23 protein-coding genes are annotated in these 26,910 nt (G+C 63.0%); 11 read left to right on the forward strand and 12 right to left on the reverse strand.

Annotated features, from left to right (window positions below; genetic code table 11):
• The first annotated feature begins 7 nt into the window (after positions 1-7).
• Entirely contained in the window at positions 8-868 is an 861-nt protein-coding gene (locus KF857_10240) for a hypothetical protein (protein ID MBX3112375.1), read from the forward strand.
• Here KF857_10240 and KF857_10245 read toward each other — a convergent pair.
• On the reverse strand, positions 858-1,691 hold the full coding sequence (locus KF857_10245) for a hypothetical protein (protein ID MBX3112376.1): 834 nt from the start codon (positions 1,689-1,691) through the stop codon (positions 858-860). The genes KF857_10240 and KF857_10245 overlap by 11 nt on opposite strands.
• A gap of 129 nt (positions 1,692-1,820) precedes the next feature.
• Here KF857_10245 and KF857_10250 point away from each other — a divergent pair, with 129 nt between their 5' ends.
• The 3 genes from KF857_10250 (at position 1,821) to KF857_10260 (ending at position 6,232) form a co-directional block, all read left to right on the forward strand.
• Positions 1,821-2,399 carry a sigma-70 family RNA polymerase sigma factor gene (locus tag KF857_10250; GenBank protein ID MBX3112377.1) on the forward strand — a complete coding sequence of 193 codons (579 nt, stop codon included), beginning with the start codon at positions 1,821-1,823 and terminating at the stop codon, positions 2,397-2,399.
• A gap of 87 nt (positions 2,400-2,486) precedes the next feature.
• Positions 2,487-4,787 carry a DUF1553 domain-containing protein gene (locus KF857_10255; protein ID MBX3112378.1) on the forward strand — a complete coding sequence of 767 codons (2,301 nt, stop codon included), beginning with the start codon at positions 2,487-2,489 and terminating at the stop codon, positions 4,785-4,787.
• A gap of 5 nt (positions 4,788-4,792) precedes the next feature.
• Positions 4,793-6,232 carry a DUF1501 domain-containing protein gene (locus KF857_10260; protein ID MBX3112379.1) on the forward strand — a complete coding sequence of 480 codons (1,440 nt, stop codon included), beginning with the start codon at positions 4,793-4,795 and terminating at the stop codon, positions 6,230-6,232.
• Positions 6,233-6,315: 83 nt separating this feature from the next.
• Here KF857_10260 and KF857_10265 read toward each other — a convergent pair whose 3' ends face one another.
• The 7 genes from KF857_10265 to rpmE all read right to left on the reverse strand — a co-directional run bounded on the left by KF857_10265 (position 6,316) and on the right by rpmE (position 12,506).
• A complete protein-coding gene (locus KF857_10265; protein ID MBX3112380.1) occupies positions 6,316-6,933 on the reverse strand; it encodes a hypothetical protein in 618 nt (205 codons plus the stop codon).
• 445 nt (positions 6,934-7,378) lie between these two features.
• The gene (locus tag KF857_10270; protein MBX3112381.1) at positions 7,379-7,927 is read right to left on the reverse strand and encodes a type II secretion system protein; all 549 of its coding nucleotides are present in this window, start codon (positions 7,925-7,927) and stop codon (positions 7,379-7,381) included.
• Between the two features lie 592 nt (positions 7,928-8,519).
• Entirely contained in the window at positions 8,520-9,122 is a 603-nt protein-coding gene (locus tag KF857_10275) for a 2,3-bisphosphoglycerate-dependent phosphoglycerate mutase (protein MBX3112382.1), read from the reverse strand.
• Positions 9,123-9,219: 97 nt separating this feature from the next.
• Positions 9,220-9,606, reverse strand: a complete 387-nt coding sequence (gene rpsT / locus KF857_10280) for a 30S ribosomal protein S20 (GenBank protein ID MBX3112383.1) — start codon at positions 9,604-9,606, stop codon at positions 9,220-9,222.
• A 66-nt stretch (positions 9,607-9,672) separates the two neighbouring features.
• Positions 9,673-11,493 carry a hypothetical protein gene (locus KF857_10285; GenBank protein MBX3112384.1) on the reverse strand — a complete coding sequence of 607 codons (1,821 nt, stop codon included), beginning with the start codon at positions 11,491-11,493 and terminating at the stop codon, positions 9,673-9,675.
• A 91-nt stretch (positions 11,494-11,584) separates the two neighbouring features.
• A complete protein-coding gene (locus KF857_10290) occupies positions 11,585-12,124 on the reverse strand; it encodes a hypothetical protein (GenBank protein ID MBX3112385.1) in 540 nt (179 codons plus the stop codon).
• A 133-nt stretch (positions 12,125-12,257) separates the two neighbouring features.
• Complete coding sequence (gene rpmE / locus KF857_10295) at positions 12,258-12,506, reverse strand: 50S ribosomal protein L31 (GenBank protein ID MBX3112386.1); 249 nt, start codon at positions 12,504-12,506, stop codon at positions 12,258-12,260.
• Positions 12,507-12,726: 220 nt separating this feature from the next.
• Here rpmE and ppdK point away from each other — a divergent pair, with 220 nt between their 5' ends.
• A complete protein-coding gene (gene ppdK / locus KF857_10300) occupies positions 12,727-15,432 on the forward strand; it encodes a pyruvate, phosphate dikinase (protein MBX3112387.1) in 2,706 nt (901 codons plus the stop codon).
• Between the two features lie 82 nt (positions 15,433-15,514).
• Here ppdK and KF857_10305 read toward each other — a convergent pair whose 3' ends face one another.
• The 4 genes from KF857_10305 to KF857_10320 all read right to left on the reverse strand — a co-directional run bounded on the left by KF857_10305 (position 15,515) and on the right by KF857_10320 (position 19,481).
• A complete protein-coding gene (locus tag KF857_10305; protein MBX3112388.1) occupies positions 15,515-17,626 on the reverse strand; it encodes a M56 family metallopeptidase in 2,112 nt (703 codons plus the stop codon).
• On the reverse strand, positions 17,623-18,012 hold the full coding sequence (locus KF857_10310; protein ID MBX3112389.1) for a BlaI/MecI/CopY family transcriptional regulator: 390 nt from the start codon (positions 18,010-18,012) through the stop codon (positions 17,623-17,625). The genes KF857_10305 and KF857_10310 overlap by 4 nt, the downstream gene beginning before the upstream one ends.
• A 71-nt stretch (positions 18,013-18,083) precedes the next feature.
• Positions 18,084-18,530, reverse strand: coding sequence for a cyclic nucleotide-binding domain-containing protein (locus tag KF857_10315; protein ID MBX3112390.1), 447 nt, complete (start codon positions 18,528-18,530; stop codon positions 18,084-18,086).
• Positions 18,531-18,566: 36 nt separating this feature from the next.
• A complete protein-coding gene (locus tag KF857_10320; GenBank protein MBX3112391.1) occupies positions 18,567-19,481 on the reverse strand; it encodes a proline dehydrogenase family protein in 915 nt (304 codons plus the stop codon).
• A 70-nt stretch (positions 19,482-19,551) separates the two neighbouring features.
• On the opposite strand from KF857_10320, the gene KF857_10325 reads away from it, so the two are divergent.
• From KF857_10325 to KF857_10350, 6 genes are all read left to right on the forward strand, one after another.
• Positions 19,552-20,493: a glycosyltransferase family 4 protein gene (locus KF857_10325; protein ID MBX3112392.1), complete on the forward strand. Its 942-nt coding sequence runs from the start codon at positions 19,552-19,554 to the stop codon at positions 20,491-20,493.
• Between the two features lie 138 nt (positions 20,494-20,631).
• Positions 20,632-22,758, forward strand: a complete 2,127-nt coding sequence (gene fusA / locus KF857_10330) for an elongation factor G (GenBank protein ID MBX3112393.1) — start codon at positions 20,632-20,634, stop codon at positions 22,756-22,758.
• 60 nt (positions 22,759-22,818) lie between these two features.
• Complete coding sequence (locus tag KF857_10335; protein MBX3112394.1) at positions 22,819-23,844, forward strand: PAS domain-containing sensor histidine kinase; 1,026 nt, start codon at positions 22,819-22,821, stop codon at positions 23,842-23,844.
• A complete protein-coding gene (locus KF857_10340; GenBank protein ID MBX3112395.1) occupies positions 23,837-24,529 on the forward strand; it encodes a winged helix-turn-helix domain-containing protein in 693 nt (230 codons plus the stop codon). Before KF857_10335 ends, KF857_10340 begins: the two co-directional genes overlap by 8 nt.
• Positions 24,530-24,800: 271 nt before the next feature.
• The gene (gene tuf / locus KF857_10345; protein MBX3112396.1) at positions 24,801-26,009 is read left to right on the forward strand and encodes an elongation factor Tu; all 1,209 of its coding nucleotides are present in this window, start codon (positions 24,801-24,803) and stop codon (positions 26,007-26,009) included.
• A 190-nt stretch (positions 26,010-26,199) separates the two neighbouring features.
• Positions 26,200-26,862: a PEP-CTERM sorting domain-containing protein gene (locus KF857_10350; GenBank protein ID MBX3112397.1), complete on the forward strand. Its 663-nt coding sequence runs from the start codon at positions 26,200-26,202 to the stop codon at positions 26,860-26,862.
• Positions 26,863-26,910: the final 48 nt, after the last annotated feature.

A 26,910-nucleotide genomic window follows, 5' to 3' on the forward strand; every position in this document is an offset into this window, starting at 1 on the left:
GAAAGCCATGAACGCGAACCGAGCACGCGAGGTGTTCTCTCAAATCTATGAGGGGGTGGCCGACGACCACACCCGTAGAGTGTTTGAGCGGGCCCTGGAACAAGACCCGGCTCTCCGCGAGGAGTACGCCGAGTTTGTCCGTGCCTGTGCAGTCCTCTCCGAAATGGCCCATGAGCCCGTGGAAGTCCCCGCCGACCTGCACGAGACGATCTCGGCACGGCTGGACAAACACATTTGGGAGACACGCGACGCAAAGAAGAAGTTTTTCGGCCTCCCCAGTTGGTCTCTCGGCGGTCTGGCGGCTGTCGCCGTCGCCGCGACTGTCTTCGCCGCCGTGAACCGGCCCCAAGACGGCCGTAGCATCGCCCCCATGATCCCCGTGCCGGCGGCAAAGGTTTTGCCCGCCAAGGCTGGTTTCACATACGTCGGTGGCCGGGTGCACCTGACCGCGACGTCGGAGCGTCCTGTCCGTTTGACGGTCAAGCGCACCGACGACGACGTGGTGCAACAGACGTACGACGTCCGTGACGCCAAGTCGGAGGTCGACGCGCCCCTCATCAACAACGGTGCGGAGCCCGTCGGCCTGACCGTCAAAGTCAGTGACGGCCAGACCCCGCTGTACATCATGTTGCCCGGCACCCAGCGCGACACGTCCCTGACCGGCGAGGGAGACCTCACCGCCGTCGCCAAAGCCGTCGCCGCCCACTATGGCACCCCGATCGTCCTGGTCGACCCTTACACGGTCGCCAAGACCTATCGGTGGACGTTCCAGGAAGGCGACACGGCCCAAGACGTCCAGGCGCGGTTGGTCGCCGCCGGGGTCAGCGTGGAGATCATGCCGACGGGAATCCTGCGGATCAGCCCTTAGGGGCCAGCTTCCGCAGGAGTTCCGCCCGGCTGGCGCCGAGCTCATTGGTCGCCGCATAGGAAGCGTCTGCCAGGCTGACGATGGTCAGTTCGTCCGTCGTCATGTCGGGCGTCACGGGCAGCTTTGACCCCGCCTTCAGCGAGACCGGCGACATTTCCGTGGAGGCGTAACGCTTCAGCGATTTGGCGGTCGCCTCGACCTCGCGCGTCGCCTCAAGGAGGTTGTCGGCGCATGTCATGACGACATCCGGACGGGCGGTGACCTTGCCCAAGGCAAGGTTCAATTCGGCCAGCGACTTGTCGTCCAGGTCGCCCAGGCCCTTTCCAATGGTCCGGATGACTTCCCGTTGGACGTCGGTGGCGGTCCCAATGCTGTTCAAGGACGAGTACTTGGCGACCTCGGCGACCTGGAGGGCCAACGAAGCGAAGTGGGCCGCTTTGGCGCCGTCACCGTCGTCCGCGCTGCGGCAGGCCACACGCAAAAGGTTCATGCAGACCAACTGCCGGGCCCGTTGGACGTCGTAGAAGGGGCCCTCAAGACCCGAGGCGGGCGTCATCCCCGTGGAGAGAGGGGGCAAGTCGGCGTCCAGCCAGGCCCCGGTGACGGCTTCGAGCTTGTCGGCGTCAGGGTGCATGGAGGCGGGGACGTCGTGAAGGGTCCGCTTGACCAAGGGCGCGTAGGCCAGCAACGCCTTGTTGGTCTTGTCGCCGAACTCGGGCGTCGTCCAGTCCATTGGCGTGAGCCGCGTCCCGACGGCGATAGCCGCCGTGAACATCACGGGGAGCGTCGCCAGCAGGGTGTAAATGAGCCTCCGTGCCCACATATGGAGATGTATCGGTAGGAACGCGGGGCTTCCTCTGCGGTTCTGGTAGAACCACGAGGGGACCCAATTTTCGTGGGCATTTTAGGGAAACTGACCTAGGCAGCCAGAAATCCTTCATAAAATGAATGCGTGGAACGCAATAGTTCACAAATCTTGAAGAAGATCCCTGGGTGGGAGGAACACCTGGTGGCCCGCGCCCAAGCGGGCGAGGCCGTGGCCTTCGAGCTGTTGGTCGACATGCACCGTCCCTCGGTGTTCGCCAACGCCCTCCGCATGCTTCGTGACGTGGAGGACGCCCACGACGCGACGCAGGACACCTTCTTAAAGGCTTGCAAGGCTTTGCATTCGTTCGAGTCGGGCCGCCCCATGCTGCCTTGGCTGCTTCGGATCTGCACCAACTGCTGCGTGGACATCATCCGGTCCCGGCGTACCCACCTCGAGAACATCGACGACCATGAGTACAGCCTGGCCGACAACCGGGCCGACGTGGGCGAAGGGGTCGAGAGTTCGATCGGTATGGACTCGCTGTTCGAGGCGATCGGCCGCCTGCCCGCCCGGTACCGCGAGATCGTCATGATGCGCCACTGCCGCCACATGGACGTCAACCAGATCGCCGCCGAACTGGGCAAGCCCGAAGGGACGATCAAGAGCTGGTTGTTCCGGGCCAGGGCCATGCTTCGCAAAGACCTGGGCATGGCCATGGGCTAGCAAGGCGCACCGGGGGGTCTAGGGGCGAGTCGCTGGGCAGCGACTCGCTTTTTTTGGTTCAAACAGTTGCTGTGGCATACTTCCAGTGTGAAGTTCGGCCCGACGTTGGCGGTGGTGGCAGGGTTGACGCCTTGGTGTGTGACCGCGTTCGGAGGCACCCAACAGGCAAAGAAGGCCCCGACGTTCGCCGACGATGTGAGGCCGATTTTCAAGACCCATTGCTTCACCTGCCATGGGCCCGAGAAGCAAGAGGCGGGCCTCCGCCTTGACACCAAAGAGGGCGTCGAGAAGGGGGGCTTCTCGGGACCCTTGTTCAAGCCGGGCGACCCCAAGGCGAGCCTCCTTTACCGCCGCGTCACGAGCGACGAGGACGGCACCCGGATGCCCATGGGCTTTGCGCCCCTGAGCAATGAGAAGACGGACACCATCGCGGCATGGATCGCCGCCGGGGCCAAGGTGACCGGCGCGACGCCGTCAGCTCCGCATTGGTCTTACGTCAAACCCGTCAAGCCGACCCCTCCGGTGGTGCCCGACCACGAATGGGGACGGCAACCCCTTGACGCCTTTGCCGAGGAGACGATGGCCAAGCACGGCGTGCGGCACGCCGGCGAGGCTGACCGGGCGACCCTGGTGCGCCGGGTCACGTTTGACCTGACCGGGCTGCCGCCGACCTATGAGGAGGCGCAGGCCTTCATCGACGACCGGAGCCCCGACGCCTATGAGAAGGTCGTCGACCGGCTCCTGGCCTCACCGGCCTACGGGGAGAGGATGGCGTCGCTGTGGCTCGACCTGGCCCGGTACGCCGACAGCAACGGTTACGAAAAGGACGCCAACCGGACGATGTGGCCCTTCCGCGACTGGGTCATCAAGGCGTTCAACGCGGACATGCCGTTCACCGAGTTCACCATCGAGCAGGTCGCCGGCGACCTCCTGCCCAACGCGACCAAGGACCAGATCGTCGCGACCGGGTTCCACCGGAACACGATGCTCAACGAAGAAGGTGGGGTGGACCAGGGCGAGCAGCGTTGGTTGACCCTTGTCGACCGGGTCGCGACCACCGGGACGGTGTGGCTGGCGACCACGATCGGATGCGCCCAGTGCCATGACCACAAGTACGACCCGGTTACTAACGACGACTTCTACCGGATGCTCGCCTTTTGGGAAAGCACCAGCGAACCGACCCTCGACCTGGCCCCTAAGCCGGTGCAAGAACTCCGGGCCAAGCTGGCCGCGGCGCAAACGAAGGTCGACGGGACGAAGGACAAGACCCCTGAGCGGGAAGCCGCGGTCAAAGAACGCGACACCCTTGCCGCTCTCTCGGCCAAATACCCCGACTACGGCACCGCCCTGGTGATGAAGGAGCAACTGTGGAAGAGGCCCCAGACCAACGTGCGGGTCAAGGGCACCTATCTGGCCCTCGGCAAGTTGGTCACCGCCGAGACCCCCGCCTTCCTGCCGCCTCGGCCCAACCCGAGCCCCGACAACCGGATGGGCCTGGCCAAGTGGCTGGTGAGCCGTGACAACCCGCTCACCGCCCGGGTCACCGTCAACCGGATTTGGGAACAGGCCTTTGGCATCGGCTTGGTCAAGACGAGCGACGACTTCGGCACCCAAGGCGAGAAGCCTGAGAACCAGAAGTTGTTGGACTGGCTGGCCGTGGAGTTCATGGACCAGGGTTGGAGCTTCAAGAAGCTCTGGAAGACGATCGTCATGAGCAACACGTACCGCCAGTCGTCCCTCTGTTCCGCCGATCTCCGCGACAAGGACCCCGAGAACCGGTGGCTGGCCCGCGGCCCGCGGTTCCGGTTGAGCGCCGAGGCGATCCGCGACAACGCCTTGGCGGTCAGCGGGCTGCTCAGCCGGAAGGTCGGCGGGCCCAGCGTCATGCCCGACCAACCGGCCGGTGTGTGGCGGACACCTTACAACGGTGAGACGTGGACGACGAGCAAGGGAGCCGACCGGTACCGGCGCAGTGTCTACACCTGGTGGAAGCGGTCGAGCACCTACCCGGCGTTCGTCACCTTTGACGCGACGAGCCGGGAGACCTGCACCGCCAAGCGGATCCGCACCAACACGCCGCTCCAGGCCCTGGTCCTCCTGAACGACGACCAGATGCTCGCCGCCGCCCGACATTTGGGCCGGCTGATGGAGGAGAAGGGTGTCGAACGCGGATTCGCCCAGGTGCTGGTCCGACAGCCGACGGCGGCAGAGACCAAGACCCTGGTCCAGATATATGAGGAGGCCCTCGTCCGCTACATGGCGAGGCCGGGAGACGCCGCCAAGTTGCTCGGCGAAGCCCAACCGACCGCTCACAGCCCGGTCGAGGCCGCGTGGGCCGTCACCGCCCAGGTGCTGCTGAACCTGGATGAAACGATCACCAAGGAATGAACGCCATGAACGAAGAACGCCTGAAGGACATCACCCGCCGCCACCTGCTGAAGATGGCGGGCTACGGGGTGGGGAACCTGGCTTTGGCCTCCATGCTGGCAGAGACGGGGATGGCGGCCGGAGGCCCTGACGGCCAGCTTCGGCCGGTCGGCCCCGACTTTGCCCCGAAGGCCAAGCGCATCGTGTTCCTGTTCATGGCCGGGGCTCCGTCACAGCTTGACCTCTACGACCCTAAGCCGATGCTGAACAAGCACGACGGCGAGCCGTGCCCCGAGGAACTGATCAAGGGCGAGCGGTTCGCGTTTATCAAGGGGCGCCCGAAGCTGCTGGGTTCGCCCCACACCTTTGAGAAGGTCGGCCAGAGCGGCATCGAACTAGGCGACAACCTTGTCCACATCAAGAAGATCGCCGACGAAATGTGCCTCGTGCGGTCGATGCACACCGACCAGTTCAACCATGCCCCGGCGCAAATCTTTGCCAACACCGGCTTCCAGATTCCGGGCCGGCCCTCGATGGGCTCGTGGTTGACTTACGGCCTCGGCACCGAGAGCAAGGACCTGCCCGGGTTTGTCGTGCTCATCAGTGGACAGAACAACCCTGACGGCGGCAAGTCGTGCTGGGGCAGCGGTTTCTTGCCCACCCAGTACCAGGGCGTGGAGTTCCGGTCGAAGGGCGACCCGGTGCTTTTCGTCACCGACCCGCCCGGCCTGGCCCGTGAGCTGCGCCGCAAGCAACTTGACGCCATCGGTACCCTGAACCGTGCCCACAACAAGGTGGTGAACGACCCTGAGATCGACACGCGCATCGCGAGCTACGAGTTGGCGTACCGGATGCAATCAAGCGTCCCTGAACTGATGGACGTCAGCAAGGAGTCGCCGGAGACCCACGCCCTCTACGGCACGACCCCCGGCCAACCGAGCTTCGCCAACAACTGCCTGCTGGCACGCCGCCTGCTGGAGCGGGGCGTGCGGTTTGTCCAGCTGTACCACTGGGGCTGGGACCAGCATGGCGACTCGGAAAGCAACGACCTTACCCATGGACTGGGGCGCCAGACCTTGGCGACCGACCAGGCGAGCGCCGCCCTGGTCATGGACCTGAAGCGGCTTGGCATGCTGGAGGACACGTTGGTCGTGTGGGGCGGCGAGTTCGGTCGGACGCCGATGAACGAGGGACGCAACGGGGTCCCGTTCAAGGGCCGCGACCACCACCCCCGGGCATACTCGGTGTGGCTTGCCGGCGGTGGCGTCAAGCCCGGCACCATCGTGGGACAAACGGACGACTTTGGTTACAACATCGTCGAAGACCCCGTGCATGTCAACGACCTGAACGCCACGATCTTGCACCTGATGGGCATCGACCACACGCGGCTGACGTACAAGTCGCAGGGCCGCGACTTCCGGCTGACCGACGTCAGCGGTGAGATCATCGACAAAATGCTGAAATGACCGTCATTGGTGACGGCGAGCTTATGCCCACCATGCCGACCCAACTTGAGTAGTTGTGACCATGTTCTTTTGGGACAACAGCGTCAGCCACTGGTCGTGCTTAGCCTCTCTAGAAGATCAGCCAAAGGCAGCTTCTTGGCGGTACCCGAGAAAGTGTCTAATTTTACGAGTGTATCAAATCCCAACTCCTTCAGCCTCTTCGCGTCAGCACTTATCCCTTCTATTTGGGCCCTCACCCCGACTTTGCCTGAGTAAGGCTCGTCATGCTTGGACATATAGTCCACTAACCACGCGCCAATGAGTTGCTCGCTCAACGTAAGTTTTGCCTTACCTGAGAGACTGTAGCAGGTGACCATGAACATGTAACTATGCCCGCTCCTGGTGTGAAGGTCATACCCACAGACACCCTGGTCTGTATTCAGTCGACACCATGTAGGCTGACTGCTGACTCCGGCCGCAACTAGTCTGGGACGTATCAGGGATTCCACTATCTCCTTGACACCCTTGGCCGATAGATTTGGGTTTGCCTGAAGCTCATCTGGCCATGTCATGTCGTAAAGGGCCGCGGCGTTTCCATTCAAGCACAGATCGTACGCATTTGCTGCACTGACGTCAAGTGGTTCGACTCTCTTGAAGAACATAACAGAGGCCACGAAAGCTACGACGCAGAGCAGAGTTCCCCATAGAAGTCTCTTGTCCATTGGGCTTCTACACACATTCGATGTAGTCGATTGATTTGTTGGGATCATCACTTTGAGCTAGGGAGGATCATCTGGGACACACTTGCTCGAAGACCCGCAAGACGCGGCCTGTTGGGTTGTCTTAATTTGCTTTAACTCGTCTGACACAGGCATGATGGTCGAGCCCGCACTCATAGGTGTTGTCTTGATACTCGCACTGGCAACAGCCCGATCCATTTTGATAGCAGGACCACTTTGTAATGCCAATTCCAGTAAGACCACAGTCTATGCCGCAATTGCCGTCGGATTGACAACCTCCGATCGACGTGAAACCGCCACCGGGGCCACCTCCGAAATTGCAAACTTCACTGTGAATGGTACAGGTAACCCCTATAACACTAAAGACCATAAGTAGCTTGAATTTCGTATACATATATCCCTCATCCAGTGAGCTGCATTAGTACACTTACTCCCAAAATTCATACCCGGCGACGCTTGACCTGCCCGTCCGCTCAGTGGCATGTCCGTCATAATATACGCCAATGCCTCGCTTTAGCCGAAAAAACACACTCGTGGAGTCTGCGAGCATGTCATGCGTGATGTCTATGAGAAGAATCGGATTCCCGGAGGTACCCGATATATGATCTTGCCATCTGGCAAATGATGACACGTCGTCTCCCGCATTAGGCGGCGCATAGACGTAGACATCTGAGTTAGGATCATCGTCGTACACTGGTCGACCGCCAGTATGGAAGAGTGCATTGGGAAGTTTGTAGACTCGCTTTATATCGACCAGATTGGATGCGACTCCGACGATGAGTCGAGGGTCATGTCCATAGTCGTCCGAGTAAAGGATCGAAGCTTGATGGAGTTGCCGCATTTGCGCCACTGACTTCGTGATCGTCGACTTCTCATGAACTTTGCTCATCAGCGGTTGGAGTAGAGCAACAAGGAGGCTCACAATCGCAATCACACAAAGAACTTCTACTAACGTGATTCCTCGCTTACGGTCCATGTGGCTTCTCGGCGTCGTCTCTTGAGTAGTCCTTAAGCAACCCATCAACGAAGATGTACCAGCGCCCTGTCCATTGGGGTGCCAGAGGCTCAAGTGCCTTGGGAGTCTTGCTCAATACCGGTACGTCTGGCGGGCAGTGGGTTGCACTCCATGTTTCGGGAATGTCTGCGTGAGTGAATACGACAAGTCTTTCATTGTATGGACCATTCACTAGGTTATTGGGAACAGTGCTATGCAGCTCACAAATGGCGCAACTACCACCATAAACAACCAATACGGTGCCGCTCCACGAGATTATCCGCCCATTCCTATCCGAATTCTCCGTAAAGACGCTCATGGCGTTCGTTACCGTTGGTCTGGTCGTTTGGATTTGGTCACGCCGCTGCTGTTGCCTTGGAGGCATCCATACGATTCCGAAGAGGGCTGTGATAACCATCAACACACCTCAAATGATGAAGTCTTGATGTCTCACATGTGACAAATACATCTGGACGAGGCCACATGGTGCCCACGAGAACCTGTCGAGTCGGAATCGTCCAGCAATGTGACGGAATTGTTTTCGTCCCGCTTCCTGCCGGACACCCGTGCAACTCTAGAGGATCACTTTGCTTTTGACGGTGCCGTCCTGTTCGATGTCGTAGACCAGGGGCACACCGGTGGCGAGTTCCAGACCGACCACTTCGTCGGGGGTCAGGTCTTCCAACCTCATGGCGATGGAGCGGTTGGAGTTACCGTGGGCGACGACGAGGACGTTCTTTCCCTGGCGCAGGTCGCCCATGATGCAACGCTCGAAGAAGGGGACGGTGCGGGCGGCGGTGTCCTTCAGGCTCTCACCGCCGGGCGGGGCGATGTCGTAGCTCCGACGCCAAATGTGGACCTGCTCGTCACCATACTTGGCCCGGGTCTCGTCCTTGTTGAGGCCGGCGAGGTCGCCGTAGTCCCGTTCGTTCAGGGCCTGGTCGCGGATCGTCGGGACGGCCAAGGGGATCGTTTCCAGGATGAGGCGGAGGGTGTTCTGGGCCCGGGTCAGGGCACTGGTGTAAGCGACGTCGATGTCCTGGCCGGTGAGCTTGGCCCCGGCAGCCCTGGCCTCCTGTTCACCCTGGGCGGTCAGGGGGACGTCCACCCATCCGGTGAAGCGGTTCTCAAGGTTCCAAAGTGACTGTCCGTGCCGGACGAGGATGAGCTTGGCCATGCCTGGCTAGGTTACCTTTCGGCTTGAGAACGATATGAAACCGGCCCGGGCTCCAGGGAGCACGGGCCGGTCTGTAGACAGGACGAATCTGCGGCGCTCAGGCGTCGGCTTTCTTGGCCTTGGGGGCGGCCTTCGGCTTTGCTTCGGCCTTGGGTTTCGCCTCAGCCTTGGGCTTGGCGGCCGCCTTGGCCTTCGGCTTGGCTTCCGCCGGTTTGGCCTGGGCAAGCAGACTGGCGGCCTTGCCGATGATCCGGCTCTTGCGGCGGGCGGCCTGGTTCTTGTGGATGATGCCGCGCTGCACGGCCTTGTCAAAGTTCTTCTGCGCCAAGGTGACCGCTGCGGCGGTCGCCTCCGGGTCGCCTGAGGCGACGGCTTCGCGGACCTTCTTGGCGTAGGTCTTCAGCGAGGTCTTGACAGATTTGTTGACCGCCGCCTTTTCGCTGGAGCGGCGGATGTCTTTCTTGGACGATTTCAGGTTTGCCATGCGTGCGTTGTCCTGTCGGGCCCCCTATGATGGCAGAATCCGGCCATCGCGGCAGGGCCCTCTTGGTCAGTCTTTCTTAATGAATTTCTTTTTGGTCTTGTCGAACCCTTGCTCCACCTTTTTGTGGTCGTAGTGCCAGACCGGCGAGCCGGAGCGCTGGTAGAAGCAGAGGTAGCTGCTCAGCAAGGAGGCGAGGAGCCGGCGGCTGGTGCGTCGGACGACGTTGATCTCCCAGAGGACGGTGAGGAAGTCCGCGCCCTTGGGCCAGTGGGTCATCACCTCGCGCAACAGGTCGAACGTCGACAGGTCGTCGGCGCGGGAGGCGAGCTCGCGGAGCTCTTCCATGCGCTGGTTGGAGATATAGACGACCGGGTCGGTCTGCTCCTCCCAGCTGAACTCAAAGACGTTGGGCTTGTGCGTCCGGGCCAGGTTGAAGACCGCGCCCGACTCGATGGGTTGGTCAAGCCACCAGTCGAAGAGGTTGAACAACAGGCGGACCTTGTTGTTCATCCACACTTGGAGTTCGTGGCCGTCGGGGGCGACAAAGATGAGCTCCTGGATGGCAGGCTCGTCTTCGAACCAGCCGGTGGGGAACTGGGACATCGGGAACGTGCCGAGCTCACGGTGGATCGGCTTGAGCACTAGGCGCAACCGCTCGGGCAACTGCTTGAGCGCGGGGATGGACTCTTCGTCTTGGACGTCAGTCGCCAACGGGTGGACGATGAGCTTGCGCAGGCTGCTGCTCAGGCCGTCGTCGGTGAGTTCGACGTCGACGGGGTCGCCGTCCTCCTGCAATTGGTCGCTCTTGACGAACTGCAACGCGTCGGGCAGGGTGTAGATGAAGTCGGGGGCGTCGTTGGGCTTCCGGAACCGGTCGCCGCCGACCCACCACACCCGCTCGTCCTTCTTGAGGGCGGCCATCACGTTGCGGAGGTCGTCGGGGAAGGTCTTGACTGTCGGGGTGATCTCGAACTGGTTTTCCAAGATCGTCGTGGCGGTCTTGGTGCCGTCGGCGGCGAGGATCCGCTTGATCGCGGCCTCGGTGTCCTCTGGCTTGAGCTCAAGCGGCGCGGCGTCTTCGATCTCGACGGTCGGGGCCAGCTTTTCCGCGACCTTGACGGCGGTCGAGATCCACTTCTTGGCATCGGCCTCGGGCGACAGGACGCCGTCCGACGAGAGGACGAACCCGGGAATGCTGAGGAGCTCGGCATTGAACGCCCGCCAGTCGTAGAGCAGCACGCTGTGGCCGTCTTGCGGCGACAGGACGGACCAGGCGACCGCGCCAAGGGTCTTCACGTGGACCGGCGCAGTCTTCTCCAGGGCCTTGATCGTCGCGTCGGGGTCGCGCCAGTCAAACCCCTTGAGCTTGGCGGCCAAGGCTTGGACGTCGTCGGCGTCGACACCGTTCAGGGCGTGGGCGCGGGCGACCGGCTCGTCGTGGGCCTTGAAAACCCACGCGGAAAGGGCGAGCTCCTCACGGCGGGTGAGGAGGAAGCGGCCGTCGGACTGGACGAGGCGAGGGATCGCCGTCTCCAGGGCCTCCGGCGACATACCGTGGGCACCGGTGAGTTCCAGGGTGAGGAGGGAAAGGGGCATCGGGCCGCCGAAGCGGTCCAAGGTGAGCAGCACGATCTCGCTGAAGGGCCTCCCCATGCCTTCGATGCGCGACGACGGCACCCACCGGCGCTCGGAGTAGGCGAACTTTTCGGGGTTCGAGGCAAGCAGGGAACGGACGGCGGCGAGGCCGACACCGGCGGGTTGCAGTTTCTCCGCGACCTCGCTGGGCTTGACGACTTCGCGAAGCTCCGTCAGCTTCTCCAGGATCAGCCGGTCGACGTACGCGCGCGCGGCGGCTTCTTCGGGCTTGAGTGGGGTGGGTTTGGCCAAGGCTGGTCACCAAGGCGCAAGGTGCGCCAGAACCCACAGTATGGCACGGAGCAGGCGTCGACCGGACCTTTCGGGCCGAATCCGACCTGACTCAGGGGGACTCGGTTCGAAGCTCGGTGCGGAACCGGGGGGCTGGCCCGGGGACGTCGATTTGGTCGGGTCGGGGCACTGACTCGAACCGGAGGGCCAAATGACCGGCCTTGTCACGGACTTCGGCGAAGTCTTTGCGGCTGTAGCGGTAGACCACGGCGCGCCAAAAGGCTCGGGCGACCTCGTTGTTCTCGTTGTACGGCACGCTCCACGCACCGGGATGCTCGGAGAAGATGAGGCGGGCGACCTCTTCGCCGACCCCAAGGCGGCGGAACGGCCAGAGGACAAAGAAGTCGGTCATGTGGCGTTGGTCGCCAAGGTCTTTGACGACGGCAAAACCCGCCAAGCGCCCGGCAAGGTGGAACAGGTAGGCACGACAGGGGCCGTCGCCGACGAGTGACCGGGCGTCTAGGCCGGAGAACAGGCCGTTGTCGTCCACGGTTTGGTGGGAGTACTTGCTACTGTCGTGCAGATACAGTTGGACGAGACGTCCAAGGACGTTTTCGTCTTCCTCTGTCGCCTGCCGCAGCTTCAAGGGCATGGTTCAATCTCCCAACGGGCATGGCCCCTAAGGACTTTAGACTGTCAAGGGACGCCTAAAGTTCTCTTGGACACACCTATTTCTTCCATATTTCGAGGCCCGTTGTCACGACCTCTGGCAGAAACACGTGGTGTCAGCCCTTGTTCTGCTGGCCAGCGTAGCGGCGCATGAACTTCTCGACACGTCCGGCGGTGTCGACGATGCGCTTTTGACCGGTGTAGAAGGGGTGGGAGAAGGCGCTGATATCGACGTGGACCACGTAGTGCTCCACACCGTCGATCTTCCGCGTCTCGTTCGTCTTGATGGTTGAAACGCCCTGCCACTCGTGCTCACCGTCGATGAAGAGCACGGGGTAGTTCACGGGATGGGTGTCAGCTTTCATGGGCGTCTCCAAGAGGCGGATTCGGATTATGGCCGGTCGGGGCCCCGGACTGGAAGCCCGGGTGGGACCGTGCCGCGGACTTCGCGCCGAGAACGTCCGCTGCGGAACAGACGCCCGGACCCTCGTCTGCGGACCGGATAGACTCGGTCACGTTTGATTTCACGGCGCGCGTCGTGCCACCGACGCCACGCACACCCGCCGCCGAAACGCCGGTACCACCATGAGTGACAAACGAGTCTATTTGTTCCGCGAAGGCAACGCCACCATGCGCGACCTTCTGGGCGGCAAGGGAGCCAACCTCGCCGAAATGTCCAACATCGGCCTTCCCGTCCCCCCTGGTTTCACCGTCACGACCCAGGTCTGCACCGAGTACTACGCGTCGGGTAAGGCGCTGCCGACCGGGCTGATGGACGACATGCGCAAGGCGGTCGCCGACGTCGAGGCGAACACGGGCCGCAAGTTTGGCGGCACCGACAAGCCGCTCCTCTTCTCCGTCCGCTCGGGCGCCAAGTTCTCGATGCCCGGCATGATGGACACGGTCTTGAACCTGGGTCTGAACCCCGAGACCCTGGAGGCGATGATCAAGGAGACAGGCGACGCGCGGTTTGTCTACGACAGCTACCGGCGCTTCATCATGATGTTCTCCGACGTCGCGTTCGGCCTCAGCAAGCACGACTTCGACAATAAGATCTTCCAGAGCTACAAGGAGAAGGTCGGGGCCAAAAACGACCTGGACCTCAGCGCAGACCACTTGAAAGAGATCAGCGCACTCTTCCTGAAACATGTCGAGGAAAACGCCGGCCGCCCGTTCCCGACCGACGTCTATGAGCAGTTGGCCCTCGGCGTCGAAGCGGTGTTCAAGAGCTGGAACACCGACCGCGCCATCTTCTACCGCCGGACGGAAAAGATCCCCGACGAGATCGGCACCGCCGTCAACGTCCAGGCGATGGTCTTTGGCAACGCGGGCGACGACTGCGGCACGGGTGTCGCCTTCACCCGCGACCCGTCGACGGGCGAGAAGGCCCTCTTTGGCGAGTACCTGATGAACGCCCAGGGCGAGGACGTCGTCGCCGGCGTCCGCACACCGGTGCCCATCAGCGAGTTGGAGAAGCAGAACCCCGCGGTCTACAGCGAGTTCGTCCGCGTGGTCAACGTCTTGGAGAGCCATTACAAGGACATGCAGGACGTCGAGTTCACGATCGAACACGGCAAGCTGTACATGCTCCAGTGTCGTAGTGGCAAGCGCACCGGGCCGGCCGCCGTGCACATCGCCGTCGACATGGTCCACGAGGGGCTGATCGACAAGGAGACGGCGGTGCAGCGCGTCACCGGTTCGCACCTTGACCAACTTCTTCACCCCCGCATCGACCCGTCGGCCCTAGATTCGGCCGTCCTGCTGGCCCAGGGTCTGGCCGCATCCCCGGGCGCGGCGGTGGGCGAAGTCGTCTTCGACGCCGACAAGGCCGCCGAACTCGGCAAGGGTGGCCTTAACCACAAGGTCCTCCTCGTCCGCGACGAAACGAACCCGGACGACGTCCACGGCATGATGGCCAGCCAAGGCGTCTTGACCGCCCGTGGCGGCAAGACGTCGCACGCCGCCGTCGTCGCACGGGGCTTTGGTATCCCGTGTGTCGCGGGCGCCGAGGCGCTGGAGATCGACGAGCACGCCCACACGATGAAAGTCGCCGGCCACATTGTCAAGCAGGGCGAGACGATCACGATGGACGGTTCGACCGGGAAGGTCTACTTGGGCGCGTTGAAGCTTATCGCCCCCGAGGTCAGCGGTGCGTTCGGCGAACTGATGGGTTGGTGCGACGAGTTCCGGACCCTCAAGGTGCGGGCGAACGCCGACAACCCCCGTGACAGCCACCAAGCCCTAGAGTTCGGTGCGGAAGGCATCGGCCTCTGCCGCACCGAGCACATGTTCTTTGAGACCGAGCGGTTGCCGATCGTCCAGGAAATGATCCTGACCAAGGACGAGGCCGTCCGCCAGAGTTGCCTCGACCGGCTGGAGAAGGTCCAGCAGGCCGATTTCGAGGGCATCTTCGAGGCGATGGAAGGCAAGCCCGTGACGGTGCGGTTGATCGACCCGCCGTTGCACGAGTTCCTGCCCAACATGGCGGGTCTGATCAGGGAGGTCGCCATTCTGGAGACCCAGATCGCCGAACGCGGGCCTAAGGAGACGACCGTCCAGACGATGAAGCTGGAAGAGCGTCGAGCCATGCTCGCCGCCGTCGAGGCGATGCACGAGCAGAACCCCATGATGGGCCTGCGCGGCGTCCGGCTCTCGATCATCCTGCCCGGCCTCGTCGTCATGCAGACTCGGGCGATCCTCCAGGCCGCCGCGAAGTTGATCAAGGCGGGCAAGAAGGTGCTCCCCGAGATCATGATCCCGCTGGTCTCCACGATCAACGAACTGCGGTTGGTGCAGGGTCAACTGGAAGCCGAGGCCAAGGAGATCGTCAAGCGCGAGGGCATCGAGATCCCGTACACCTTTGGCACGATGATCGAGATCCCCCGCGCGGCCCTGACGGCGGGCGAGATCGCGGAGTACGCCCAGTTCTTCAGCTTCGGCACCAACGACCTGACCCAGATGACGTTCGGCTACTCGCGGGACGACGCCGAAGGGAAGTTCCTGCAGAAGTACGTCGAGAACAAGGTCCTGACCACCAACCCGTTCGAGTCCATCGACCAAACCGGTGTGGGCAGGTTGATGAAGTTGGCCGTCCAGGAGGGCCGCGCCACTCGCGACGGTCTGAAGTGCGGCATCTGCGGTGAGCACGGCGGCGACCCTGAGTCGATCTACTTCTGCCACTCGATCGGCTTGGACTACGTGAGTTGCTCCCCGTTCCGCGTGCCCATCGCGCGGCTTTCGGCGGCGCAGGCGGCGATCCGCGAGCGGGTCAAGGTCAGCCTGGACAAGTAGTCGTCTCACGGTCGGACTTGACATAACGAGAACCGGCGCCCGTCGGCAAGACGGGGCGCCGGACTTTGTTTGGCCCGCCGGGCTACCGGCCGGTGGCGGACCCGGACGCCTTGTTCTCGGCCTTCGGCGTGCGCGGCGAGATGATCCAGGTCTTGCCGTCGCGGCGCAAGACGCCGTTGGCAGCCCTGACGATGAATGACAAGGCCTCCTCCGCCTTCAGCCCTCGGGAGAACAGGGTCACCCGTCGGTAGTCGCCAGGTTCGATCAAGACGGAGACGTCGGATTGGAGGACAAGGTCGTGGACAGCCTGGCTGATGGAGACTCCGTCAGCCATCAGAGTGATCCGTGGATCGCCTTCTTCGGCCTGCGTCGGGCTCCCGGCGACAGCCACATACCGGGCTTCGGGTGCCGGCGCGTAGGGGACACTTGCCGACGCCGCGACCGCGCTTGAAGTGTTGCTTGCTTTGGCGGCCCTCGCCCGGGGTGCCTTGGCGGGTCGTGCCTTTGCGGGGACGGCTTGGACTTCGGCAACCGGGGCGGTCGTTGCCGCTCCGGGCACCAGCACAAAGTTGGCCCGGGGCACGAAAATGTCGTCGGGAAGGGGAGCCGGAGTCCCCGGTACGACCCGGGCCGTCCGCTTTCCCTTCACGGTCGCCGCCCTTGTGGCCCGGGGTGCCAGGGGGGAGCCGTCGGGTACACCCTCAAATTGGACGGTGCCACCAGTGGGACTTGGTGAGAGTGAGGGACGAAGGATCAGAGTCGATCCGTCGGAGGAGAGCTCGACGGCGAAGTGCACGAGCGACCCTGCGTCCAACTCTTCTTTAGACTCCAATAGGGCGCCTGGAAGCGACAGAGAGTATGAGTCGCCGTGCGGATCGTTTGGTATGGCGGTCACGACAAGGGTCTTGTCGCCATCAGGACTGACCAGCCGTCCATCGAGGAAGACAATCGCTGACTTGCCGTCATCGCCTGAGACATATGACAGCTCAATGGCTTGGCCCTTGACCGTGCCTGGTTTGCGGACGACAAGGTCCGGAGACAGTGCGACCTTGACGACCGGAACGGGCTTTCCGGTGTAGTCTGACTCCTTTACCGTCCGGCCGATCGAGCCGATGTCGCCGACCGGGGCGGCGAGGGCGAAAAGGTCGCCCGGCACATCCTTGGTGACCTTGGTGTCTGGCCCGTGGTCGGTGGTCGTCCGATGGGTCTGGGGGTTGGCCAGGACAGTCGCGGCCAAAGCCATCATGGCGACGGTGACGACAAGGGCGGCCGGGCGGGCGGCGGGGGCCGGATCGGCCGGGGCGTTGATGTTGAGGATGCGTCGGATGCGTTTCATGAGGTGGCCTCCTGAGGCTGGGACGGCGAGCGCCATGACGCGGCGCTCTTCGAGCATGGTCAAGGCCCGGGCGTAGCTGGCGCTGTCGCCCGTGGCTCCAACGGCGATGTCGTCGCAGCAGTTCTCACGTTCGGCGCGGACCACGTGCGACACCCACCAGACGGCGGGATGGTAGAAGAGGACGGTCTCGACGACCGTCTGGACGATGTTGAGAAGGTAGTCGTGACGGCGGATGTGGGCCAGCTCGTGGAGGAGCAGGGCCTCGACCGCGTCCTCGGGCATCTTGGAAAGGAAGCTGCACGGCACGAGCACGACGGCCCTCCAGACGCCGACCGTGGCTGGTGCTTCAACGGCCTCCGAGGCGAGGATGCGGACAGGGCGGGTGATCCCCAACTCTTCGGCGAGGACAGCAAGTCGTTCTTGCCAATCAAAGGAGACTTCGCACGTCCGCCGGCGCGTGACTTGGCGGGCACGGAGCACCCCAGCGGCTAGCCGGAGCCCCAACACGACGACACCTGCCGCCCAAACGAAGGTCGCCGTGGTGGGCAAGTCGAAAGAGGCCGTCGTTGTCAGCGTCCCAGGTTGTCGGGTGAAAGCCAGTGCTTCTCGCTGGACCGCCGCCACTGCCCCCGTGAGCATGCCGCTTGGACGGACGGCCGCGCCCCGCATCCAGGCAAATGTCGCGACGGGGAGCAGACAGAGCATGGCCATGGCCCCCAGGGCCAAAGCATAGCGGACGTCCGCCCGGCGCACCGGCACGACGCACAGCACGGCCCACAGACAGACGGCGACTGCCGCCCCCTGCCACAGAAAGTGGAGCAGCGTCAAGCCAGTCTGGTGGAGTAATCCGGGGTTCATTTCCCCTCCTCCAGCGAACGGATAAGCGCCTTGATCTCGGCAAGTTCTTGGGTCGTGGCCCTTTGGCCGCCCAGGGCGTGCAGGACGAGGTCGGCAGCCGACCCGTCGAACACCCGTTCGATCACGTCGGCGAGGATCGCCGTTTTTGCGACTTTGGTCGACTCGGCGGGAGAGTAGACGTGGGCTTTGCCTGACTCGTCACGCCTCAGACTCTCCTTGTCGACCATGATCTGCATGACCTTGAGGGTCGTCGTGTATCCGACGTTGCGCGTCTTGGCGATCTCGTCGTTCACTTCCCGGACGGTCGACGGGCCGTGCTTCCACAAGACCTGGAGGACTTCCATCTCGGCGTTGGTGGGCCGGTGGCTCTTGTCCCTGGTGTCCATACAGGGAGTATATACGAAGAGTATCGTAGATTACGATCTTTTTCGTAGATTTCTTCTTGTACGGCGCTTCTTCAGCCGAGTCCTTGGAGGACAGACTCCAGTTGGATGTTGCTGGACCTCAGCCGGTCGCAAAGGGTCCGCCCCAGGTTCCTCAGGATGACGACGCCGATAGCGGGCCGGCTGTCCATGAGGGCGTTAAGCGACTTGGCGCTAATGCGGGCCAAGTGACCCTCGCCCCGGCCGATCACCTGGGCCGAACGCCGGCCTCCCTCAAAGAGGGCGATCTCGCCGAACAGTTCGCCGGTCTTCAGGCGGGCGATCAGTTCTCCCGTCATCGTCGTCACCTCGACGCGCCCGGACAGAAGGACGTACATCGACTCGGCCGAGTCGTCGTCCTCCAGAACCGTCTCCATGTCGGTGAAGGGGACGAGCTCGGCAAGGGACGCGACGGCCCCGACTTCTTCGTCCGAGAGACCGGCGGCAAAATAGCTGTCCCGAATACCGGCAAACACGTCCATGGCTTGTAGTCTACTTGTGGCCGGGATCAGGCCCGGTCATTTGACGAAGCTTCGGAGGATAAACAGGAGGTTGGCGGGCCGCTCGGCCAGGCGCCGGGTGAAGTAGGGGTACCACGCCGACCCGAACGGCACGTAGATCCGGACGTTATGGCCCATGTCGCGGAGCTTGGCCTGCAAGTCTCTTCGGATGCCATACAACATCTGCCACTCGAAACGGCCGGGATGGACACCGTTGTCAGCGGCAAAGGCAAGGAGTTCGTTGATGACCGCCTCGTCGTGGGTGGCGATGGCGGGGTAGCGTCCACGGAGCAAGAGCTTTTTGGCGCACTCCAGATAGTTGGCGTCGACGTCGGCTTTACTTTGGTAGGCGACTGATTCGGGCTCCAAATAAGCCCCTTTGACCAACCTGACCCGGCTGCCGAGGCGGACAAGCCGGTCAACATGCGAGCCACAACTGTAGAGGTAGCTCTGCAGGACCGTGCCGGTGTTGTCCAAGTCGGGGAAGACCCGCTCGATCATCTGTACGGTCCGCTCCGTGTATTCCGAGGCCTCCATGTCGGCCCGGACAAAGGTGTCGCTGGCCTGCGCGGCGGCGAGGAGCCGGCGGAAGTTCGCCTCGGCGACATCGTCGCCTTGGTCGAGCCCCAGGGCGGTCAGCTTGATCGAGATGTTGATCTGGGACCGGCGGCTTGATTGGGAGATCTGGTCGACAAGGCGGACATAGGACTCCAACTCCCGTGTCGCTGCTTCGACGTCGGCGACGTTTTCGCCGAGTTGGTCGAGGGTGACGAAGAACCCTTCGTCGGCCAATCGTTCGGCGACCTGAATAGCTTCCTCGACGGTGTCCCCGGCGATGAACCGGGTGACGACAGGGCGGAAGAGGGGGGTGTTCTTGACCGCCGCCTTCACCGGAGGCAGGGAAGCAGTGCGGAGGATTGTCGTCCGAAACATCGTCGTCGTCGGTAGCGGAGTCTAGCCCTATCAACCGTTTCGGCTAGGTATTGTGCTGTCCCGAGGGACGATGCGCATCATTTTGGTCGGACAAGGCAGTCTTCCGATCCCGCCAAAAGGATGGGGGGCGGTCGAGCATATCATCTGGGAATATGCCGTCCGGCTACGTGCCAAGGGACATGACGTCCAGATCGTCAACTCGAAGTGGAGGCTGGCCGCCCTGCGCTGTGCCGTCCTGGTCCGGCTCCGGCCCGTCGATGTGGTCCATGTCCACCAGGCCCGGGCCCTCCGCTGGGTGGTGCCCCTGGTCGGGAAGCGGAGCCAGGTGGTGGCCACATGCCATGAACCGGTGGACATTGAGCGCGACGCCCAGACCGAGGCCGACCTCGCCCGGGCGCGCCATCATCTGGTGCTCAACGACGGGGTAGGGCGGCTGGTCAAGTCGTTGCGTCCCGACGCGTCGGTCGCGGTCTTGCGAAATGGTACGGAAACCAATGAGTTCGGTGACCATAGAGACGGCGACGGCCGGGCGGTCTGTGTGGGCAAAGTGCAGCGCAGGAAGCGGCAGCGGGAACTCGCCCGAGTCTTGTGGGACGCCGGTGTCCCCTGCGATTTTGTCGGGCCGAGAGGCGACGACACCCTTGAGGAGGGGACGTACGAGCTCTGGACTGAGTTTGACCGCGAGACGCTGCGGCGAGAACTCGGGAGATGGTCGTGTCTCGTCCTTGTCAGCCACGCCGAGGGCCAGGCGCTCGTCGTCGCCGAGGGGTTGGCCGCGGGGCTGTGCGTCGTCGTCTCACCCGAGGCTAGCCAGAACCTGGACACGTCGCGACCGTTTGTTTTCGTGGTCGACAGGCCCGAGCAGTGGCCCGGTGCGGTGCGGCAGGCGATCGAGGCGAACCCAGGCCTCCGCGACCAAGCGCGGGCGTATGCGCGGGCCAACTTCGACATGGACGCGGTCGTCGACGGCTATGTGAGACAGTTGCAAGAATGGCGTGAAGCCCAAGCATAGAGCCGCCGGGGTTGTCAGGTCCGGCCTGCGTCAGCCTCCCGTAGGCCCGTCCTGAGGTCAGAGAAGCAGTGACCGACATAATACGTCGGTTGCGTGGGCGCCGTGTGCCGCGCAAACTCCAAGAAAGACGAGTCAAATATGCCCCGTTCTCACCCACTAGAGCTCATCCGCAACATCGGGATCGCCGCGCACATCGACGCGGGTAAGACGACGACGACCGAGCGCATCCTCTACTACACGGGCAAGACCCACAAGATCGGCGAGGTCCACGACGGGGCCGCGACGATGGACTGGATGGAGCAGGAGCAGGAGCGCGGCATCACCATCACCTCGGCCGCCACATCGGCATTTTGGCGCGGCACCTTGGGCGACAAGCCCGAGCACAAGATCAACATCATCGACACGCCCGGCCACGTGGACTTCACCGTCGAAGTCGAGCGTTCGCTGCGTGTCCTGGACGGCCTATGCGCCGTCTACTGTGCGGTGGGCGGTGTCCAGCCCCAGTCCGAGACGGTCTGGCGCCAGGCCAACAAATATAAAGTCCCGCGCATCGCCTACATCAACAAGATGGACCGGCTCGGGGCCGACTTTTTCACCGTCGTCCAGCGCATGCGCGACCGGTTGGGGGCCAACGCGGCTCCGATCAGCATTCCGATCGGTGCGGAGAGCAACTTCCAGGGTTACGTCGACCTTCTGAAGATGGAGGCCACCGTCTACACCAGTGACGACGGCAAAAAGTTTGAGTACCGGGCGATCCCGGACGACATGAAGGCCTTGGCCGACGAGTGGCGCGAAAAGCTGATCGAAGCGATCAGCGAGTGCGACGACTCGATCATGGAGCGGTTCTTGGAGGGTGAGGACATTCCCGTGGAAGACCTCAAGAAAGCCCTTCGGATCGGCACCATCTCCGGCAAAGTCGTCCCCGTCCTGTGCGGCAGTTCGTTCAAGAACAAGGGCGTCCAGTTCCTCTGCGACGCGGTCGTCGACTACCTCCCGTCGCCGCTCGACGTCGAGGCCGTGGCCGGGATCGACCCCGACGACGAATCGCCGATGACCCGGAAGCCCGACGACAAGGAGCCGTTCAGCTCTCTGGCGTTCAAAATCATGACCGACAAGTATGTCGGCCGCCTGACTTTCATGCGCGTATACAGCGGCGTCCTCAAGAAGGGCACGCCGATTTCGGTGACCTACCGCGACCCGCAGACCAACGAGATCCGCACGCGGAACGAGCGCATCGGGCGCATCCTGGAGATGCACGCCAACAACCGGCAGGACATTGACGAGGTGTACGCCGGCGAGATCGTCGGTGTCATCGGTCTCGGCGACGTCCGCACCGGATACACGATCTGCGACAACGACAAGCCGGTCGTCCTTGAGTCGATCAAGTTCCCCGAGCCGGTCATCCAGATCGCCATCGAACCCAAGAGCCGCGCCGACCAAGAGAAGCTGGGCACCAGTCTGCAGCGGTTGGCCGAGGAAGACCCCACGTTCCGCGTCCAGACCGACCCCGAGTCGGGCCAGACCATCATCAGCGGCATGGGTGAACTCCACCTGGAGATCATCGTCGACCGCCTGAACCGGGAGTTTGGCGTCCAGGCGAACCAGGGCAAGCCGCAGGTCGCCTACCGCGAGACGGTCAGCACCCAAGCGAAGGCGGAAGGAAAGTTCATCAAGCAGACGGGCGGCTCGGGCCAGTACGGCCACTGCATCCTCGAGATCGAACCGCTCGAAGCCGGCAAGGGCTTTGTGTTCGAGAACAAGGTCGTCGGCGGTTCGGTCCCGAAGGAGTACATCCCGCCGATCGAGAAGGGCGTCAAGGAAGCCCTGCTCAACGGCGTCATGGCCGGGTATCCGGTCGTCGACGTCAAGGTGACGGTGACGGGCGGCAGCTACCACGAGGTCGACTCGAACGAAAACGCGTTCAAGCAGGCCGGCATCATCGGGTTCCGCGAGGCGATGAAGAAGGCCAAGCCGATCCTCAAGGAGCCGATCATGCACGTCGAGATCACCACGCCGGAGCAGAACGTCGGCGACGTCGTTGGCGACCTCAACTCGCGCCGGGGCCGGATCGAGAACATGGACTCGGCGCCGGGCGGCGTCACCATCGTGAACAGCCACGTGCCGTTGGCCGAGATGTTCGGCTACGTCACCACGCTCCGGTCGCTGACCCAAGGCCGGGCTACTCCCAACGTGACGCCGAGTCACTACGAGGAAGTGCCCAACAACATCGCCAAGGAAATCATCGACAAGTCGGGCAACAGCTAGGTTCGTGGTGCGGCTCTTGAGGCCCGTGGGCCGTGGTTCAAGAGCCGTAGAATCTTGTCGATGAGCGTCGACTGGAAGGGCCTGGGCGCCGCGGCGGCATGGACGGCCGTCGCGTCGTTCGTCTCCGAGTTCTTCTATCGAAGAGTCGGACTCCCTGACGTCTCGATCCTCTATCTGCCAGGTATCGCCTACGTCTCCAGCCGGTTCAGCCGTTCGGCAGGGATTGTCTCCTCACTCCTGTCGGTGCTCGTAGTCGAGTACCTGTTCGAACTTCCGCGGTACTCGCTGGAGGTCAGCAGTGTCCAGGACGGCGTCTCCTTTTTCGTCTTTATCACCGTCAGTCTGCTCATCAACTCCCTTGCCGTCCAACTCAAGAAGAACGCCGAGGAAGCGAGCCGGGCCGCGGTGATGGTGGAACGGGAAAAGGCCCGGGGCGACCTCCTCAGCGCGGTCTCCCACGACCTGCGCACGCCTCTCGCCACGATCGAAGGCTCGGCGAGCGCCTTGGTCGGGCAAGAGGAGCTCTCAGACCAGAGCCGGCAACTGGCCGCCTCGATCCAAAACGACTCCCAACGCCTGGCCCGATTGGTCGGCAACCTGCTCGACATGACCCGGATGCAAGGCCAGATCGTCCTGGACCTGGACTGGTACGCCCTTGACGAACTGGTCGCCAACGCCGTGATGCGCACGGAGTTCTTGATGGACAAGCCGGTGCATATGGACGTCGACCCGGACGTGCCACTGGTCCGGTGCGACGGCGCGCTGGTGGAGCAAATCTTTGTCAATTTGCTGGAAAATGCGGCCCGGCACGCCGGAAAGTCAGCCCAAGTCGCGGTAGAAATCGGCCCAGGAGACGGCGTGGTTTGGGCCAACGTGGTGGACGACGGGCCGGGCATCCCGGCAGAGGCGCAGAGTCGCTTGTTCGACCGTTTTTGGGGGTCGCCGGGCAAGGGCGCCGGGCTTGGCTTGGCGATCTGCCGCTCCGCGATGCTCGCCCACAGCGGCACCGTCTCGGCTTCTAACCGGCCGTCTGGTGGCGCCTGTTTCCGTCTAGAGTTTCCTGTACCCAAGGAGTCTGATGCCTGACAAACTGACTGTCGTCGTGATCGAGGACGAGGCCCCGATCCGCCGCTTCCTCAAGGCCAGTGTCCCGGAAGGGAGCCACGATTGGCATGAGTGCGACACCGGGGCCGACGGCCTCAAGGCGGTGGCCAAGGCCCAGCCCGACCTCGTGTTGCTCGATTTAGGCTTGCCCGATATGAGCGGCCTGGACGTCCTGAAGTCTCTCCGCGAGTGGACGCAGGTGCCCGTGATCGTGCTGACCGCCCGGGGCCAAGAGCGGGACAAGGTCTCTTCATTGGACGGCGGCGCCGACGACTACATGACCAAGCCGTTCTCGGTGAACGAACTTTGGGCGCGGGTCCGCGTCGTCTTGCGCCGGGTGCGGCGGAGCCAGGTGCCCGAGCTGCCGGTGTACGAACGAAAAGGGCTCGTGCTGGACTTTGAGGCGCACCGCGTGACCTTGAACGGGGAAGAGGTCCGCCTCACACCGATCGAGTACAAGCTTCTTGGACTCCTCTGTCGCAACGCGGGCAAGGTGCTGACCCACAAGGTCATCCTCGCCGAAGTCTGGGGACAAGGGTACGAAGACTCGACCCACACCTTACGAGTGCACATGGGGGCCCTCCGCGCCAAGATCGAACGCGATCCTGGGCACCCGACGTTCATCCGCACCGAGACCGGCGTCGGCTACCGGTTCCTCGACGACTGAGGCGGAAGACCGGGTTTCGCGGCCGAGACGCCCAATCCGGTGGTGTGACCGGCCAGAACCGCCAAAAAGTCCCTGGGAGGTGGTGGGTTGGCCCTAGGCCGTCCCTGGCAAGACTGCCGCCGACATGGCATCATCTCCAAGCTCGCGCGTGGGCCTAGCGAACCCAATCTATGCGCGCGACGATCGTTCTCCGGCCTCGGGAAATGCCTGAGGTGGCTCTGCGAAGGCGGCTTGCTGTAGCGGTAAAAACCGGACGAGAAAGGAAACAAAAATGGCAAGAGCTAAATTTGAAAGGACGAAGCCGCACGTCAACATCGGCACCATCGGCCACGTCGACCACGGCAAGACGACCCTCACCGCGGCCATCACCGGCGTCCTCGCCGAGAAGGGCCTCGCCCAAAAGCGCGGTTATGACGAGATCGACTCGGCGCCCGAAGAGAAGGCCCGCGGCATCACGATCAACATCTCGCACCAGGAGTATGAGACGGACTCGCGGCACTATGCCCACGTCGACTGCCCTGGCCACGCCGACTTCATCAAGAACATGATCACGGGCGCCGCCCAGATGGACGGCGCGATCCTCGTGGTCGCCGGCACCGACGGCCCGATGCAGCAGACCCGCGAGCACATCCTGCTTGCCCGTCAGGTCGGCGTGCCGCACATCGTCGTCTACATCAACAAGGTCGACCAGGTCGACGACGAAGAGCTCATCGAGCTCGTCGAGATGGAAGTCCGCGAGTTGCTGACCAAGAACGGCTTTGATGGCGACAACGCCCCGATCATCAAGGGTTCGGCCCGCAAGGCCCTGGACCAGGTCGAGGCCGGCAAGGTTGATTTCGAGGACAGGCACGTCAAGTCGATCCTCGACCTGATGAACGCCGTCGACACCTACATCCCGACGCCCGAGCGCGACACGGACAAGCCGTTCCTCTGCGCCGTCGAAGACGTCTTCACGATCACCGGTCGCGGCACCGTCGCCACCGGCCGTGTCGAGCGCGGCACGCTGAACGTCAACACCGAGGTCGAGATCGTCGGCATCCACGAGGCCCGCAAGACGACCTGCACCGGTATCGAGATGTTCCGCAAGCTCCTGGACAGCTGCCAGGCCGGCGACAACGTCGGCTTGCTGCTCCGCGGCGTCGACCGCAACCAGATCGAGCGCGGCATGGTCATCTGCAAGCCGGGTTCGATCAAGCCGCACACGAAGTTCGACGCCCAGGTCTACGTCCTCTCCAAGGAAGAGGGTGGTCGCCACACGCCGTTCACGAACGGCTACCGGCCCCAGTTCTACTTCCGCACGACCGACGTCACCGGTACGCTGAACCTGCCGGAAGGCGTCGCCATGGTCATGCCTGGTGAGAACGTCGTCATGTCGGTCGAGCTGATCGCTCCGATCGCCATGGAAGAAGGCTCGAAGTTCGCCATCCGCGAAGGCGGTCGCACCGTCGGAGCCGGCAACATCGTCAAGGTCAAGGAGTAAGCTCTCCCTGGCAGGCGGCCCCGCGCTCCTCCGAGCGCGGGGCCGCTTTGTTTTTGACCATGCCCATGGTCCCGTAACATTGCGGTGTTTGCCGTTACGAGGTGTTACGGCCGGCGCATGTGGCGCGAATGGCAGATATATTGCATGTGGAGGGGGATGCCCCGCGAAGCCCGCTAGGGGAGGAAAGAAAATGAAGAAATGGATTCTGCCCGTGGCCGCCTTGGCCCTGTGCTCTCAATCGCTAGCCGTCAACTATTTCAACGACTTTGAGTCAGCCGTGGGAGCCGAATGGTCGAACACGACGACCTCGTCGTTCAACGGCACGACCATCTTGGGCCGGTTCAGCAACGACACCGTCACCCTCACCCTGAACGGCCTGACCGCCGGCGAGGTCGTCAATGTCGGGTTCCACGCCTACATCCTGGACAGTTGGGACGGCAACCAAAGCGGGGTCGGACCAGACCGGTACACGTTCAAGATCGACGGGGCGGACAAGTTGGACACCACGTTCTCCAATGTCAACGGGTACATGCAGTCCTACCCCGACCCATACTTGGGGGGGAGCCATGCGCGGTACACGGGGGCCGACGACACCGACCAGGGCACCCTGCCGGCCGGCTACTACGGTAACTCCCTCTACATCTTTGGCGGTGCCAACAACCCCTCGTTCACCGGGGTCGCCACGGGTAGCTCGATGACCTTCACTTGGGTCGGCAGCAACCTGCAAGGCGTCGGCGACGAGTCTTGGGGTCTTGACAACGTCTGGGTAAAGACCGAGTCGGTGCCTGAGCCGGCCACGATGACCGTGCTCGCCTTGGGTGGCCTCGCCGCCCTCCGACGCCGCAAGGCCTGACGTTAAGCAAATGACTGTGGCCCGTGCATCCGAATGGGTGCACGGGCC

The sequence above is a fragment of the Fimbriimonadaceae bacterium genome, assembly GCA_019638795.1.
Taxonomy (GTDB): domain Bacteria; phylum Armatimonadota; class Fimbriimonadia; order Fimbriimonadales; family Fimbriimonadaceae; genus JAHBTB01.

What these genes read in the sequence shown, in the direction of transcription:
- KF857_10240 (MBX3112375.1), top strand. Translation starts at nt 8, where the DNA reads ATGAACGCGAACCGAGCACGCGAGGTGTTCTCTCAAATCTATGAGGGG.
- KF857_10305 (MBX3112388.1), bottom strand. Translation starts at nt 17,626, where the DNA reads ATGAACCCCGGATTACTCCACCAGACTGGCTTGACGCTGCTCCACTTT.
- KF857_10350 (MBX3112397.1), top strand. Translation starts at nt 26,200, where the DNA reads ATGAAGAAATGGATTCTGCCCGTGGCCGCCTTGGCCCTGTGCTCTCAA.
- KF857_10320 (MBX3112391.1), bottom strand. Translation starts at nt 19,481, where the DNA reads ATGTTTCGGACGACAATCCTCCGCACTGCTTCCCTGCCTCCGGTGAAG.
- KF857_10270 (MBX3112381.1), bottom strand. Translation starts at nt 7,927, where the DNA reads ATGGACCGTAAGCGAGGAATCACGTTAGTAGAAGTTCTTTGTGTGATT.
- KF857_10310 (MBX3112389.1), bottom strand. Translation starts at nt 18,012, where the DNA reads ATGGACACCAGGGACAAGAGCCACCGGCCCACCAACGCCGAGATGGAA.
- ppdK (MBX3112387.1), top strand. Translation starts at nt 12,727, where the DNA reads ATGAGTGACAAACGAGTCTATTTGTTCCGCGAAGGCAACGCCACCATG.
- KF857_10265 (MBX3112380.1), bottom strand. Translation starts at nt 6,933, where the DNA reads ATGGACAAGAGACTTCTATGGGGAACTCTGCTCTGCGTCGTAGCTTTC.
- KF857_10275 (MBX3112382.1), bottom strand. Translation starts at nt 9,122, where the DNA reads ATGGCCAAGCTCATCCTCGTCCGGCACGGACAGTCACTTTGGAACCTT.
- KF857_10315 (MBX3112390.1), bottom strand. Translation starts at nt 18,530, where the DNA reads ATGGACGTGTTTGCCGGTATTCGGGACAGCTATTTTGCCGCCGGTCTC.
- KF857_10325 (MBX3112392.1), top strand. Translation starts at nt 19,552, where the DNA reads ATGCGCATCATTTTGGTCGGACAAGGCAGTCTTCCGATCCCGCCAAAA.
- KF857_10290 (MBX3112385.1), bottom strand. Translation starts at nt 12,124, where the DNA reads ATGCCCTTGAAGCTGCGGCAGGCGACAGAGGAAGACGAAAACGTCCTT.
- fusA (MBX3112393.1), top strand. Translation starts at nt 20,632, where the DNA reads ATGCCCCGTTCTCACCCACTAGAGCTCATCCGCAACATCGGGATCGCC.
- KF857_10340 (MBX3112395.1), top strand. Translation starts at nt 23,837, where the DNA reads ATGCCTGACAAACTGACTGTCGTCGTGATCGAGGACGAGGCCCCGATC.
- tuf (MBX3112396.1), top strand. Translation starts at nt 24,801, where the DNA reads ATGGCAAGAGCTAAATTTGAAAGGACGAAGCCGCACGTCAACATCGGC.
- KF857_10245 (MBX3112376.1), bottom strand. Translation starts at nt 1,691, where the DNA reads ATGTGGGCACGGAGGCTCATTTACACCCTGCTGGCGACGCTCCCCGTG.
- rpsT (MBX3112383.1), bottom strand. Translation starts at nt 9,606, where the DNA reads ATGGCAAACCTGAAATCGTCCAAGAAAGACATCCGCCGCTCCAGCGAA.
- rpmE (MBX3112386.1), bottom strand. Translation starts at nt 12,506, where the DNA reads ATGAAAGCTGACACCCATCCCGTGAACTACCCCGTGCTCTTCATCGAC.
- KF857_10260 (MBX3112379.1), top strand. Translation starts at nt 4,793, where the DNA reads ATGAACGAAGAACGCCTGAAGGACATCACCCGCCGCCACCTGCTGAAG.
- KF857_10335 (MBX3112394.1), top strand. Translation starts at nt 22,819, where the DNA reads ATGAGCGTCGACTGGAAGGGCCTGGGCGCCGCGGCGGCATGGACGGCC.